The organism is Halorubrum trueperi (genome assembly GCF_042662525.1).
In the GTDB taxonomy this organism is placed as follows: Archaea; Halobacteriota; Halobacteria; order Halobacteriales; family Haloferacaceae; genus Halorubrum; species Halorubrum trueperi.
On sequence record NZ_JBHSXI010000010.1, the window covers coordinates 1 to 12,663 of the forward strand.

The window sequence follows — 12,663 nt, forward strand, 5'->3', positions numbered from 1 at the left end:
GAGAGAATATTGCTCTCCAGGAAGCTCACGGATAGTGTGTCCGTGGGCTTTTTTCATGTCTTGAAGACGCGAATTCCGCGACGCCAGCGGCTCATTCGCCGACCGCTAGGCTTAAACGCACGACTACGGTACCTTCGATAGCGCCAAGGTGGCAGAGTCTGGTCAGACGCAGCGGCCTGCAGAGCCGCCCAACGCCGGTTCAAATCCGGCCCTTGGCTTACTTTCTGTCATCCAATACGTGTATTTGCACACTCACCTGTGGGAGGCGGTGTCGTGTCTCGGAGGAGGCGATTGCTGATTGGGGGCCAATCTCGCTCGGTTACAGATCGATCGCGTCGAGTACCTCGTGTGGGATGTTTTCGTCTCGGAGCTTGGCCGTGTGCTGCGGTAACTGATCTGCTCCGACGACGAGTAGAACGTCCAATCCGCGGACTGCAGCCTCGGTGACACCGTCGACCGTTCCGAAGCGGATGTCGGGAGTGACGGCGGCGCGAGCGGCCAGCGCGTACGATTCCGTTCCCGCAACTGCGAGCAACCCCGTCGCGGGGAGGTGATCGTCGATGACTCTCGGATCCAGCGTTTCCCTGTCGGTGACCGCCGGCACGGGAACAACCGTGACGTATCCGGTTTCGTAGTCGAGCACGCCCTCGAAATCGGCGACCCCGACGGCTTCTCCGCCCTTCGCACCGGTGACGGTGACGGCCGTCGCGGCTCCGCCCGCGGGGTCCGCGTGGAGGACACCGTTGCGCATGACGAGTCCAACCTCGCTCCCCTCGTCGATATCGTCGATCGCGATCGCGGCGTCGACTTCGACGCTCCCGAGAACGTCCGAGTTGACGCGATCGAGGTACGCTTCCAGATTGTCGGTCCGGGAGATGAGCCAATCGACGCCTTCCTTCGTCACCTCGTATCGTCCCCGGCCGCCTTTCTTGACGTACTTGTGCTCCATGAGATCCCTGACGTAATCGCTGACGGCCTGCGACGTCACGCCGATCGCCTCGGCAATCTCGTGTTGACTCACGGCGGGTTGACGCGCGGCGATTTCCACCAGTACCTGATACCGCGTCGCGTCACGTTTACTGTCGAGGACTTCCGGTGGGCCGTCCCGGTCGGGATCTGCCATCGTTCGCGTTCGGCGTTCCATAATTAAAGTACTGTTGTAGTGCTCTCTCACAGCACAGCCCTCGTGCGTCACCGGTCTCGACGCTGATTCCTCGTTTCTCTGCTCGACGCAAGCGCGTTTCGGAGGCGAGTAGGCTTGTTCAGATCGAGGTAACTACTGCGCGTCTCCTGACGTGTCGGTGGGCAGTTTCGGAGCCTCTCGACAGTCGTCGACCGGCGCTGAAAGGGGCCCGCTCATCCGAAATACGAGGTCGGCTTAGTAACCGTTATACACCGGGTGACCCATGCTGGAACTATGCAACGACGCGCTGTGGCCGTGTACGCCGCGCTCTTCATTCTCATCGCGGGCGCGGCCGGTGTCCTCACTGCGACGGCTGAGAGTCCGGAAATAGCGCTCGAAAACCCCGATTTTGAGGTTTCGGAAGGAGACCAGCTCGACGTAGACGGTGAGACGTATACGGTTGCTGGGATCTCGGAAGGTGACGACGGGGTCACCGGTACTCTCGAGCAGGAGGAGGAAACCGAACTCTCCGAAACGTGGGCGAACGAATCGACGGTTGAGTTCGAAGACGGCGAGTGGCGGGTGGAGATCACGGGCGAGGAGCCCACCGAATTCACGCTCGTAGAGGTGCTCGATCGACAGGCGATCCTCGAGAACGACGACTCGGCGGACAACGAAACGGTCGAGCGTGACGACGGCGAGTACGTCGCTGTCACGGAGGACGGCGAAACGACGCTCGTCCCGGTCGACGAGTACTTCCCCACTCCAGAAGAGCAGACGTACGCGACCGGTGATTCGATCGAATACGACGGACAGACGGTAACGGTCGACGAGGTTACCACGGACCAGGCCGTGATCGTTTGGCAGGGGACACAGACGACGACGATCGAGGTCGCACAGGAGACGACCGTCACGATCGGCCAGACGGAGTTCATCGCTCACTTCCCCGATGCGTCGACGATGACGCTATCGACGGATGTCGCCGGATATGAAGCGCAGGTCGCGGAGATCGATCGGTTCGATCAGTACAACAGCGGATTGACGCGTGTGATCGTTCTCGCCTTCCTCTCGACGGTGCTGCTCGCCGCGGCGGCGTTCGTACCGTCGCGGTACTGAGACGTTTCGCTCTCTGCCGATCCGGAGCGGTTTGGGGTTCGGCCGCCCGATCCCAACTGTTCTATCGTTCCGTTCAGGCGGCAATCCGGATCGCCGACCGACAACCTATACCTCCCGCCCCCGTTTCGGACGGTATGACTTCAACTGCGGAGAAGATTCGACAGCTCGCGCCCCACTGGGGCGTAATGTTCCTCGCGATGTTCGTCGCGTTGGCGCTCGTTGAGCGCGCCATCGGCGATCTCGGATTTCTCCAGTCGATGATTCTCGTCGTCGCAATCGCGTTTGGGTACCCGTTCGTCGTCAGGGCGCTCGGCGTCGCACCCCCCGTCTGGCAGCGTCCGTGACGGCAGCTCCGGTGCTCACCAACCGTCGCTCCCCGACGGAAATCACTCCTCCGCGCGATCGCGGAACGGATTCGTTACGTTCCGCCCGTACGCCCCGGCGACGACGCCGAAGACGAAGGCAACGATCGCGCTGACCGCGATCCAGAGGGTGTTCGGATGTTCGAGCCCGGAGTGAAGTAATATCTCCATGCTGGTCACTTCTGCTTGTCCCGATTAAGCGGATCGGTTTCGGCAGTGTTTGATATCGCCGGCGTCCGGCCGTCGCTCGTCGTTCGCGATAACACCGATGTCAGCCGGTCACCCGACGGTCCCGTCCGCTTTTTTACGTCCTCGTCTCGTACGGAGTGCATGAACGACGAATCACCGGCTCCGGTTACGTCGGAGCTTCCGGACGCACCGTTTCACACCGCCGGCACCGACCACATCACCGTTTGGGGGAGCAACGAGGCGGACACGATCGCGTTCTACCGAGACCTCCTCGGAATGCCGCTCGTCCTGCGGCAGCCGAATCTTGACGATCCTTCGCAGACCCACCTCTTTTTCGACACCGGTGACGGTCGCATTCTGACGTTCTTCGTGAGCGACGACCGACCGTCCGCACGCGGCCAGCGAGCGGGAACCGGTGCGGTCCATCACCTCTGTTTCAGCGTCGATCCCGACGAGTACGAGGATATCATGGCGGCGCTCGAAGACGCCGGTAAGGGGTACAACGTGTTCGATCGAGGGATATTCCACTCGATCTACACCCAGGACAACAACGGTCTGGTCATCGAGCTGTCCTCTGACAAGTACGAGATACCCGATGACCGAAAGGGTGAGGTGCTCGCGACCGCTCAGCGTTTCCGCGAGGAGGACGGCGCTGACTTCGCACAGGACCGTCACATGGAGGCGGCGTTGGAGGATCTCGGACTCCCGATCAACAAGTACGACCTGCCCGACGCGGACGCGGGCGTCGGCGTCTGAACCCCCGATTCGCACGCGGTCGACGGATCCGCACGCTGCCGGGCCGCAGCCTTTTGTCGATCGGCGACGCAGGGCGGGTGTGACGTTCAGTATCTGCGTTCGCGAGCGGTACACTGATGACGACGGTGACGATCAGGCCCGCTACGGGGTGGCGGTGACGACGCGGCTTCCGGGCGTCGGCACGCTGTGCCCGTTCGCCTCTTCGGACGGTGCCGTCGCGACTCAGTCGCTCGTCAACGTCGAACTCGGCCGGAAGGGGATCGAGTACCTCGGCGACGGACTATCGATCGACGACGCGCTGGAATCCCTGTTGAACGCCGACGAGGGCCGCGACCAGCGACAGCTTCACGGCGTCGACATCGACGGGACGTTCGCGTTCTCCGGCGACGAGTGCAACGACTGGTACGGCCACGCGGTCGGCGAGAACTACACCGTCGCCGGTAACCTCCTGGCCGGCGAGGACGTGATCGATGACGCGGCCGCCGCCTACGAGTCGAGCGCTCACGGCGACGCCCCGCTCGCAGAGCGATTGATCGACGCCCTCGCGGCCGGTCACGCCGCGGGCGGCGACAAACGCGAGGACCTCGAGGTCCAGTCTGCGGCGCTGATCGTGACGAACACCGAGACGGGCGAGGACGATCCGTACTACAACGATCTCCGAGTTGATGCCTCTGAGACGCCCGTCGCGGACCTTCGAGAGACGTACGAGGCGGCGACGCGCGGCTACGGGGCGGTCCTCGAAAAATACGCGGCGGAGTCGAACGGCGGTGCGGAGTGACTATCCGAGCGCTCACGAATGCCGTGACCCGGCTACAGCGCCAGCTGTGAGATGATCGGCAGGTGATCCGAGGGGTACCGCCCCCTCTCGTCTCGGTCGGCGAGGGTCGCGAACGCCTCGACGTCGACGTCAGTCGAGACGAACGCGTGATCGATCCGGCGGCCGTCGATCAGTCGCGCGAAGTCGGTGAGGCTGGTCTCGGGACCGTGGCAGAGGTCGGCCACCGCCGCGGCGTCTCGGAGGTGGAGCGCGTCGTCCCGGCCATCCGTATCGTCCGTCAGGCCCGCTCCGTTCCCTTCCCCAGCCGGGTCGTCCCCGAGGAGTATTCGGTGGGGATCGGATCCCGGCGTACAGTTGAGATCGCCGACGAACGCGACGGGGCGTCTTGCGTCCCCGTCGTCGGTAGTCGCGTCGGTCCCCGAGCGTTCGGGATCCGGCCGAGACGCCGCGAGCGCAGGGAGGCGGTCGCGGATCAGGCGGGCGGATGCCCGTCGCGCGCGAGCGCTTACGTGATCGAAGTGGGCGTTGACCACGAGCAGCTCCGATCCTCCCTCGGCGTCGGACGCGGCTCGCACCCGCGCCCACGTGGCGATCCGGGGATGGGCGGCGTCCCAACCGATCGAAGGTTCCGCGGGCGTCTCCGAGAGCCAGAACGTGCCGTCGTCGACGATTTGCCAGCGATCGGTTCGCGCACCGATCGGACACCCCTCCCCGTCGCCGTCGGCGGCGCGGCCGCGGCCGACGAACTCGTACGCCGGGAGTCGGTCGCGCAGGTCCCGTCGCTGCTCCGGGAGCGGCTCCTGAAAGGCGACGACGTCCGGGCGGTGAAAGCGGACGAGCCGACCGACGGCGTCGCGGCGGTCGTGCCACGCGTCGTGGTGGTCACCGCGGTTGGCGTAGCGGACGTTGTAGCTCAGCACCCGGATCCGGGTCATTACCGAGGCAGTCGCGGGCGAGGCGATTAAAAGTCGCGGAGGCTCACTCGTCGCCCCCGGTTGCGTCCACTCAAGCGGAGAACTCGTACAGCTCGTCGCCGACGTGGTGGATCGATTCCACGACCTTCCCGCTGTCTCCGACCATCGCGTCGCCGTCGGCGAGGGCGCGGCCCACCGCGAGCACCTTCCCGTGCGTCTCCTCGGCGATCACGACGAGGTCGCCGTTGCGAATCGCGTCGTCGGCGTCGACGATCCCGGGCCGCATCACGTCAGCGCCGTCGGAGACGAACGAGATCGCGCCGGCGTCGACCGTGACGATCCCCGTTTGCGGCTCGTAGTCGTTCGCGCCGCGAACGGTCAGGAACGGCTCGTCGTCGTCGACGTAGAAGACGGCCGGCTCGCCGTCGACCAGGACGAGTTCGTAGTCCGCGTCGACGAACTCGACCAATTCGAAGGTATCGCCGTCGATGTCGACCCCGAGGTGATCCGCGACCGCTTCGCGGATCGAGCCGATATCGTCGCTTCGGAGGTGATGCCGAGATTTCACTTGCATGGGCGTCCAGTCGGCCGCTCGGCCGATAAATGGACCGCTCCGTTGCGTCGGCCGATCCCGGAACGAGCGGTCGCCTCGTCGCTCGGGTGCGATCTCACACGGTTGGACCGATCAAAACGGCCTTAAACCACCTCTTCATATCCGTTCGTATGCTCAACCCACTGGCGATCACCTCGCTCGCGAACCCGCTCGCGATCGTTATCGCGGGGATCGCGACGTTGACGATCGTCCTCGTCAGCTCGCTGAACGGGACGGGGTGGGAACCGACCACCGACATCTCGGACCGGGTGCTCGAACGGCGCGCGTCAGCGGTTCCCGAGACCGACTTCCCCGAACCCGGCAGCCGCGCGATCGGCGGCGGTGGCGGCGGCGGTGCGATCCCCGCAGGCGGCGACGGCGAAGAGGGCGAACTGGAAGACGGGAGCGCAGCGAGCGCCGGTCCCGGAGACATCCCCGAAGACGAGGTCGAGTACTTCGAGGTCGAGTTCGTTAAGCAGGGCGAGACGGTCGAACTCTCCAACGACCAACCGATCCTCGAACAGGGCGAAGACCAGGGCTGGGACCTGCCGTACGCATGTAGACAGGGTCAGTGCGTCTCCTGTGCCGGCCACATCACCGACGGCCCCTCCGAGGACTACGTCGAGCACGACAATCAGCAGATGCTCGAAGACGCGGAGATTGACGACGGGTACACGCTGACCTGCGTCGCCTACCCCCGCGACGCCTTCAGCATCGAAACCGGCGAGGCACCCTAACTCGGGCGTCGCCGATCGGTTCCTCGCTTCCCTCTCCCCCTTACTTCTCACTTCGTCCGCTTCCCTCTCCCCGTTCCCCGTCATCCGCTCGCGACACCCTTTTTCGCGTCTCGACCGAAACACGGCTATGTCACCGCTCACGACCGCAGTCGGCGGAGTCGCTACCGTCGTCGCGGCGGCGCTCGTCTATCGCGACGCCGTGCGGGTCGGCGTCGACCTCGGATCTCCGGTCCTGTGGGCCTCCCTCGTCGTTCTCACCGCCGGCGCGAGCCTGACTACCGCGCTGTTGGTCCCCGACGCTCCCCTTCCGGGAATCCTCGTATTGACGGCCCTCGGTCCGCTTTTGTACGTCCTCGAACGCGACGACTCGATGCACGGCGACGATCCGGCCGATCCCACGCTGCTCCCGAGCGAGTCGGAATCCGGAAACGATTCCGACGAGTGACCGCCCACGACGTCCGCCCGCGGCGTCGCCGCCGAATTCCCGCCGCATCGACGATGACACAGTTCGTTTCGTCCACTCGGCGTGCTCGCAAACCGCAAGCTTCCATAGGTTCGGGCGTCAAGGTTCCACAATGAGCGACGAGAGCCTCGCGGAGCGAGTCGAGCGGTGGATGGTCGGACAGATGCCGATCATCCAGATGCATGGCGGCACGAGCGTCGTGCGCGAGGCGGACGCGGAGACCGGCGAGGTCGTCGTCGAACTCGGCGGCACCTGCTCCGGCTGTGGCATCTCGAACGTCACCGCGGACAACATCCGCCGCGATCTAATCATGGATTTCGACGAGGTCACCGACGTCACCGTCCGGACCGCCTCTTCCGGCGATCAGGGCGCGTCCACGGTCGAAGGGGGACGCGGCGGCGATCTCCAACACGAGACCGAGCCCGCGAACCACTTTTAATTCATAGCGCGCTCTCCAACGCCGACGCGACGCTCCTCGCCTTCTCCGCCAGCGGCTCCGGCGTGTCGCCGGCGGCGACGGACTCTCGGAGCACGTCGTCGTCGACGCGCTCGACCGTGCCGTCCGGCAGTTTCACAACGTCGACGTGGAGATCCACGTACCGGGCGGCGTCGGGGAACACCTCGACGGGCGTGCAGACGTTGACGTAGGTCCCGCGGACCGTCCCGTCTCGTCCCCGGTACGTCGTCGGGTACCACCACCGTCCCTCCTTCAGGCTCGTCTCCGCGACGTCGCCGGCTTCTCGGGGGACGTCCAGTCCGTCGTAGGTGCCGCCGCCGGTCATTTCGCGCTCGACCGAAACCGAACCGTCTGCTCCGACCGTGGTTACGGTCCCCTCGCCGAGCGTGATGAGCCGCCCGTCGGGCTTGCCGTGTTCGATCCGGAGCGCGTCGCCCGTCGCCGGTCCGAACGCGTCCGTCACGACTCCGAACGGGAACGCACTGTCCGGATCGGGAGCGCAAAGCGCCTCCGCGAGGTCGACGCCCGTGGACGCGTCGGCAGACCCTGCCTTCACTCGGTGATGGCCCGGCATCGTCGCGGTCGCCTCCCGTCGCGCGTCGTCGAGCGCGAACCGGCTCTCGCGACCGAACCAGGCCCAGAATCCGTCGTTCGGCGTCGCGATCGGACCGTCTCCAAGGCGGTCCGAACCGTCGAGGACGCCCGCGCCGCCGGCCGCGTCGACGGCCGCGTCGAGGTTCTCTGCGGCGTCCACCGCCCGGCGCAGGCTCGCTTTCAGCTCCTCGGTGCCCGCGTCGACCGCGGGGCGCTTCCAGACCGCCCGCCAGCCGTCCGGGGGCTTCAACCCGAGCAGGTCGAGCATCCCCGCGAGCTCCCGCGCGGCCTCGTCGTTCCGGACGTCGACGCGCGTCCCCGACCCCGGTTCGAGCGCGACGAGATCGCCTCCGACACGGAGCGAGCCGTCGAGTTCGGGACGACGATCACCCCACGGCGGCGCGGACTCGCGGACTTGGACGCGGACCGGATCCCCGGCCTCGACGCGGTCGTCGACGCGCCCGTACGGGAGGTATCCCTCAGCGGTCGGGCCACTCTTGTGTTCGCCGTCCCCTCTGTCGCTCCCCACGCGAAGCCGCACCACGGCTCCCCCGCCGAGCGTCTCGGTCACTTCGCCGTCGAGCACCGCCCCTGGCGGCGTCGGGTCCGTCCACGCGAGCGCGTCGAGCCCGACGCCGGTCAGCCGGTCGCGGAGCGTTTCCACCGCGTCCGGATCCCCGTGAGCGCCGACGCCCTGCCGATCCGCCGAGGTCGACACTCGGACGTCGGGCGGCGCGTTCGGAAATTCGGCGTCGAACCGCCGACGGATCGGCGCGGACGCGTCGACGACTCCGTGATCCGCCTCCAACAGGAGCCGTGTGATCGCCGTGGCGTAAATACCGCGAACGCGCGCGTTCACGGTCACAACTCCCCGCGGTCGCGCGAGAAGCGAACGCGACCGTGTATCGTCGCGCCGAGCGAGAGTTCGATGAGGGCGGGAGAGCCGTCCCCCTCTCGCAGCACCCGTCCCCCCTCGACTGGGATGCCCCACCCGTCGAGCGAGAGGTAGCCGCGGAGGTCGTCCCCGTGCGTGAACAGGTCGACGTCCGCGGTCGGGTGCTCCTGCGTCTCCGCGGTGCTGTGGGCCAGTTCCATGTCCGAGTAGTACGGTCCGTCGCGATCGAAGAAATCGCCGAGCCGGTCGGCGTCCTTGGCCGTCAGGTCGGCGATTCGCTCGGAAGCCGCGACGATCGCCTCGGCATCGAGCCCCGCCTCGCGAAGGGCCTGCTGCGTCCGTCCGTCGAAGTGCATGCCCGCTCTTCGGGCGGAGCGGTTTCAATTCTGTCGGCTCGGAGGTGGCCGTGCCGCCCCCGGAGCTCGCTCCTCGCCACGGCTTAAGTTGCCGGGGGCCGAATCCGGTTACATGCCATCCCGGTCGGACCCGATAGAGTCGCGCGCAGACGACGACCGAGACCTCTACGACGTCGCCACGTGGGAGGAACGGACCTCCCTCGACGGACTCTCCGTCGCGCTGTACTGGCTCATCACTCGATCGGCGAAGGGACTCGTCGTGTTCATCGCCCTCGTCGGTCTCCTCGCGATCCTCGGCTCCTTCGGACTCGGACTCGTGTTCGACCCCGCGGTGGCGGTGCTCGTTGGGCTGTCCGCGTTCCCGGCGCTGGGGTTGGCGGCGTACGTGTACGTCTCGGACGTCACGACGGGAGAGCCGCTCTCGCTGCTCGTGGCGACGTTCCTGCTGTCGATCCTGACCGCCACGTTCGCGGCGATCCTCAACAGCGTTGCGCAGCCGTACTTTCGTCCGTTCGGCTTCCTCGGCACGGTCGTCTTCTTCTTCGTTATCGTCGGTCCGATCGAGGAGACGGTGAAGCTGCTCGCGGTTCGGCTGTACGCGTACACGGACGACCGCTTCGACGCGGTCATCGACGGGGCGGTGTACGGGGCGATCGCCGGACTCGGGTTCGTCGTCATCGAGAACCTCGTGTACATCGCGCAGACCGTCGACTTGGGCGAGTTGACGATCGGGATCGCGGCGCTCGGCGCGGGCGACGGTATCGCCGCGTTGCGCGCGCTGGCCGGTCCGGGACACGTCATCTACTCTGCCTTCGCCGGCTACTACCTCGGACTCGCGAAGTTCAACCCCGAGAACCGCGGCCCGATCGTCGTGAAGGGGCTGATCATCGCCGCCGCGATCCACGCGCTGTACAACACACTCGTCGGACCGGTCACGACCGTCGTCTCCGCGGCGACTGGCCTCCACCGAGTCCCCGCCCTGTTCCTCTTCGTCATCGCGTTCCAGGGAGCGTTCGCGTACGTCTTGGTGCGAAAGATCCGACGCTACCGCGACGCGTACCTCGACACGCGGGACGCGGTCGATCCGACGATCGAGCCGGAGCTCACGGAGTTCGAGGACTGACCCGGCGACCGGTGAGGATCGTCGCCGACACCTGCTGCGCGGTCGGCGTGGGTGGCCGCCGTCGCTCTCGGCGGGCGCGTCACGGCGTCGATCGGTCCAGCCGCGAGCGGTCGCCGGTTCCGCCCGTGAGCGCGCTCGCGAGCGCACCCTTGACGACAACCTCGTCGCCGAGGTTCGTCACCCTGATCTCGGGGACGTTGATGAACACCATGTCGGCGAGCTTCTCGCGGACCGGGTCGAGGACCCGATCGGGGTTGTTGAGCGCGACCGCACCGCCAACGCTCACGACGAGCGGGGCGTACGCGTGAATGACGTTGGCGACGCCCATCGCGTTCCAGTGGGCGACCTGGTCGATCACGTGATCGGCGAACGTGTCCTCGTCCGCGGCCTCGAACACGTCGACCGCGGAGAAGTCCGGATCATCGATCGGGAGGGCTGTCTCGACCGGGTCCTCCTCGTGGAGTTCGCGGGCGTAGTCGGGAATGTTGCTGCCGGCGCAGTACCCCTCCCAGTGGCCGTCGAGACCGCACCCGCAGGTCATGAACCCCTGGGGATCGACGGTCATGTGACCGACCTCGCCGGCGTTTCCGTCCCATCCGGAGAGCACGTTTCCGTCGACGGCGACCCCCGCGCCGATCCCCGTCGAAATCGTGAGGTAGACCATGTCGTCGGGGTTTCGATCGGCGTGGAACCGCTCGCCGATGACGCCGGCGACGGTGTCGTTGTGGAGGTGAACCTCGTCGGTGTCGAGCAGTTGAGATACCGGGCCGACGAGCGGTATCCGCTCGACGGTGTCCGGGAGGTTCGCGGGGCCCTGTACGACCCCCGCCGCGAGGTCCAGCGGGCCGATAGAGCCGATCCCGGCCGCGACGACCGTCGACGGATCGACCCCCGCGTCGGCGCACGCGCCGCGTACGACGCCCAACACCGCCTCGGTCACGGCGATCCCGTTCGGTCTGCGGGGCGTCCTCCGCGAGTCCGTTCCGAGAACGGTCGCCGATCCGTCGCCGACGACCGCTCGGACGTTCGTCGCCCCGAGGTCGACGCCCACGTAGTACATCGGATAAACGGGCGAACCGGTGTCACTTAAGCGGGACGCTTCCGGGGACTCGTCGACGTCCCTCGCATCGTCGCATCGCCTCGTCACGCGTTACGACGCGGTCTCCCGGACGAAGGTCACCGGACACGGTGCCGAGAGCATGACTTCCTGTGCGACGCTCCCGAAGACGGCTTTTCCCGTCGGCGACCGGCGTCGGCCGCCCACGACGACCCGGTCGGCGTCGACGTTCGACGCGGCCTCGACGACCTCGTCGGCGAGGTCGCCGACCGCGCCCCGGACCGAGTGGTCGACGCCGGCGTCGGACAGCGCCCGTGAGAGCTCCCGCGTCGTCGTGTGTCGATGGGCGACGGCGTCAGGGGCCGATTGCTCGCTCCCCTCGTCGACGCCAAGCCGATCTCTGATCCCGGCGAAGTCCTCGCTCGTGAACACGTGGGTCAACACGACCTCCGCGCCCGTCGGTTCGGCCACGGCGATCGCCTCTCTCGCGAGCTGTTCGGTTCGTTCCTCGTCCTCAGTCCCGACCGCAAGCAGTACTGTCTCGATGCTCATACTTCCCCTTTGACACCGCGGATATTAAAGTCATCATGTTTTAACTCGACTCCGAATAAATTTTCATCCGATCGATCCTGATGGTTCTCCGCGGTTCGGCGTTGGGCGTCGTTTCCGCTATCACGCTCGGCGTTGGGCGTCGTTTCCGCTATCGACGCTCGCCGATGCAGTCGCTCGCACGGCCGTCGCCGCCTGAACAGAGAATTCTGTTCAGTAGTCGGGGGCGTCGTCCTCGACCTCGCGCTTCAGCGAGTCGCGCCGGGACTTCGCGTCGCGACCGGTGGCCTCCAACAGGAATTCGTTTTTGGCGTCGACCGCGTCGGCGGCGGCGTCGGCGTTCCCCTCGGCGATGACGTCTTCGGCGGGACGCTCCTCGAAGTGGACCGCGAGCTTGTCCTTCTTCCCGCTGTACTCGGTCGCACCGACGACGATCCGATCGAACACCGGATTGTCGGGGTCTCCGACGACGTACAGCTCGTGGCCGTTCCACTCTTCGGTGCCGGAGACCTCGCCGAAGTACTCTTCGACGGAAGCTTTCAGGTCGGGCATGCGGTCGTCCAGATGCTCGCCGCGTCGCATCTTGTACTCCTTCATGTCGC

General features: G+C 66.3%; 17 protein-coding genes and 1 tRNA gene. 9 read left to right on the forward strand and 9 right to left on the reverse strand.

What is annotated here, in order from left to right; genetic code table 11:
* Positions 1 to 142: 142 nt before the first annotated feature.
* Positions 143 to 218: transfer RNA gene (locus ACFQEY_RS09155), tRNA-Cys, on the forward strand.
* Between the two features lie 101 nt (positions 219 to 319).
* On the opposite strand, the gene ACFQEY_RS09160 is transcribed toward ACFQEY_RS09155, so the two are convergent.
* The gene (locus ACFQEY_RS09160) at positions 320 to 1,123 is read right to left on the reverse strand and encodes a DUF7839 domain-containing protein (RefSeq protein ID WP_379767561.1); all 804 of its coding nucleotides are present in this window, start codon (positions 1,121 to 1,123) and stop codon (positions 320 to 322) included.
* 309 nt (positions 1,124 to 1,432) lie between these two features.
* Here ACFQEY_RS09160 and ACFQEY_RS09165 point away from each other — a divergent pair, with 309 nt between their 5' ends.
* Positions 1,433 to 2,239, forward strand: a complete 807-nt coding sequence (locus tag ACFQEY_RS09165) for a hypothetical protein (protein ID WP_379767962.1) — start codon at positions 1,433 to 1,435, stop codon at positions 2,237 to 2,239.
* A gap of 134 nt (positions 2,240 to 2,373) precedes the next feature.
* Positions 2,374 to 2,583, forward strand: coding sequence for a hypothetical protein (locus tag ACFQEY_RS09170; protein WP_379767564.1), 210 nt, complete (start codon positions 2,374 to 2,376; stop codon positions 2,581 to 2,583).
* Between the two features lie 42 nt (positions 2,584 to 2,625).
* Here the strand turns inward: ACFQEY_RS09170 and ACFQEY_RS09175 are convergent, their stop codons facing one another.
* Positions 2,626 to 2,772 (reverse strand): hypothetical protein, encoded by a 147-nt coding sequence (locus tag ACFQEY_RS09175; RefSeq protein WP_379767567.1) that lies wholly within the window; start codon positions 2,770 to 2,772, stop codon positions 2,626 to 2,628.
* A gap of 159 nt (positions 2,773 to 2,931) precedes the next feature.
* Here ACFQEY_RS09175 and ACFQEY_RS09180 point away from each other — a divergent pair, with 159 nt between their 5' ends.
* Positions 2,932 to 3,546 carry a VOC family protein gene (locus tag ACFQEY_RS09180; RefSeq protein ID WP_379767569.1) on the forward strand — a complete coding sequence of 205 codons (615 nt, stop codon included), beginning with the start codon at positions 2,932 to 2,934 and terminating at the stop codon, positions 3,544 to 3,546.
* Positions 3,547 to 3,625: 79 nt separating this feature from the next.
* A complete protein-coding gene (locus tag ACFQEY_RS09185) occupies positions 3,626 to 4,324 on the forward strand; it encodes a DUF1028 domain-containing protein (RefSeq protein ID WP_379767572.1) in 699 nt (232 codons plus the stop codon).
* A gap of 32 nt (positions 4,325 to 4,356) precedes the next feature.
* Here the strand turns inward: ACFQEY_RS09185 and ACFQEY_RS09190 are convergent, their stop codons facing one another.
* Both ACFQEY_RS09190 and ACFQEY_RS09195 read right to left on the reverse strand, forming a co-directional pair.
* Complete coding sequence (locus ACFQEY_RS09190) at positions 4,357 to 5,259, reverse strand: endonuclease/exonuclease/phosphatase family protein (protein WP_379767575.1); 903 nt, start codon at positions 5,257 to 5,259, stop codon at positions 4,357 to 4,359.
* Positions 5,260 to 5,329: 70 nt separating this feature from the next.
* The gene (locus ACFQEY_RS09195) at positions 5,330 to 5,812 is read right to left on the reverse strand and encodes an RNA-binding protein (protein ID WP_379767578.1); all 483 of its coding nucleotides are present in this window, start codon (positions 5,810 to 5,812) and stop codon (positions 5,330 to 5,332) included.
* A gap of 149 nt (positions 5,813 to 5,961) precedes the next feature.
* Between ACFQEY_RS09195 and ACFQEY_RS09200 the strand changes: the two genes are divergently transcribed.
* The 3 genes from ACFQEY_RS09200 to ACFQEY_RS09210 all read left to right on the forward strand — a co-directional run bounded on the left by ACFQEY_RS09200 (position 5,962) and on the right by ACFQEY_RS09210 (position 7,469).
* Entirely contained in the window at positions 5,962 to 6,567 is a 606-nt protein-coding gene (locus ACFQEY_RS09200) for a 2Fe-2S iron-sulfur cluster-binding protein (protein WP_379767581.1), read from the forward strand.
* 127 nt (positions 6,568 to 6,694) lie between these two features.
* Positions 6,695 to 7,012 (forward strand): hypothetical protein, encoded by a 318-nt coding sequence (locus ACFQEY_RS09205; protein WP_379767584.1) that lies wholly within the window; start codon positions 6,695 to 6,697, stop codon positions 7,010 to 7,012.
* A gap of 130 nt (positions 7,013 to 7,142) precedes the next feature.
* A complete protein-coding gene (locus tag ACFQEY_RS09210) occupies positions 7,143 to 7,469 on the forward strand; it encodes a NifU family protein (RefSeq protein ID WP_379767587.1) in 327 nt (108 codons plus the stop codon).
* Position 7,470: 1 nt separating this feature from the next.
* Here ACFQEY_RS09210 and ACFQEY_RS09215 read toward each other — a convergent pair whose 3' ends face one another.
* Positions 7,471 to 8,940, reverse strand: coding sequence for a ribonuclease FAU-1 family protein (locus ACFQEY_RS09215; RefSeq protein WP_379767590.1), 1,470 nt, complete (start codon positions 8,938 to 8,940; stop codon positions 7,471 to 7,473).
* A 2-nt stretch (positions 8,941 to 8,942) separates the two neighbouring features.
* The gene (locus tag ACFQEY_RS09220; RefSeq protein WP_379767593.1) at positions 8,943 to 9,332 is read right to left on the reverse strand and encodes a DUF7532 family protein; all 390 of its coding nucleotides are present in this window, start codon (positions 9,330 to 9,332) and stop codon (positions 8,943 to 8,945) included.
* A 112-nt stretch (positions 9,333 to 9,444) separates the two neighbouring features.
* Here ACFQEY_RS09220 and ACFQEY_RS09225 point away from each other — a divergent pair, with 112 nt between their 5' ends.
* A complete protein-coding gene (locus ACFQEY_RS09225) occupies positions 9,445 to 10,455 on the forward strand; it encodes a PrsW family intramembrane metalloprotease (protein WP_379767596.1) in 1,011 nt (336 codons plus the stop codon).
* Positions 10,456 to 10,534: 79 nt separating this feature from the next.
* Here ACFQEY_RS09225 and ACFQEY_RS09230 read toward each other — a convergent pair whose 3' ends face one another.
* The 3 genes from ACFQEY_RS09230 to ACFQEY_RS09240 form a co-directional block, all read right to left on the reverse strand.
* Positions 10,535 to 11,515 carry an ROK family protein gene (locus tag ACFQEY_RS09230; protein ID WP_379767599.1) on the reverse strand — a complete coding sequence of 327 codons (981 nt, stop codon included), beginning with the start codon at positions 11,513 to 11,515 and terminating at the stop codon, positions 10,535 to 10,537.
* A 90-nt stretch (positions 11,516 to 11,605) separates the two neighbouring features.
* The gene (locus tag ACFQEY_RS09235) at positions 11,606 to 12,064 is read right to left on the reverse strand and encodes a universal stress protein (RefSeq protein WP_379767602.1); all 459 of its coding nucleotides are present in this window, start codon (positions 12,062 to 12,064) and stop codon (positions 11,606 to 11,608) included.
* 210 nt (positions 12,065 to 12,274) lie between these two features.
* Positions 12,275 to 12,658 carry a DUF5611 family protein gene (locus tag ACFQEY_RS09240; RefSeq protein WP_379767964.1) on the reverse strand — a complete coding sequence of 128 codons (384 nt, stop codon included), beginning with the start codon at positions 12,656 to 12,658 and terminating at the stop codon, positions 12,275 to 12,277.
* Positions 12,659 to 12,663 lie beyond the last annotated feature (5 nt).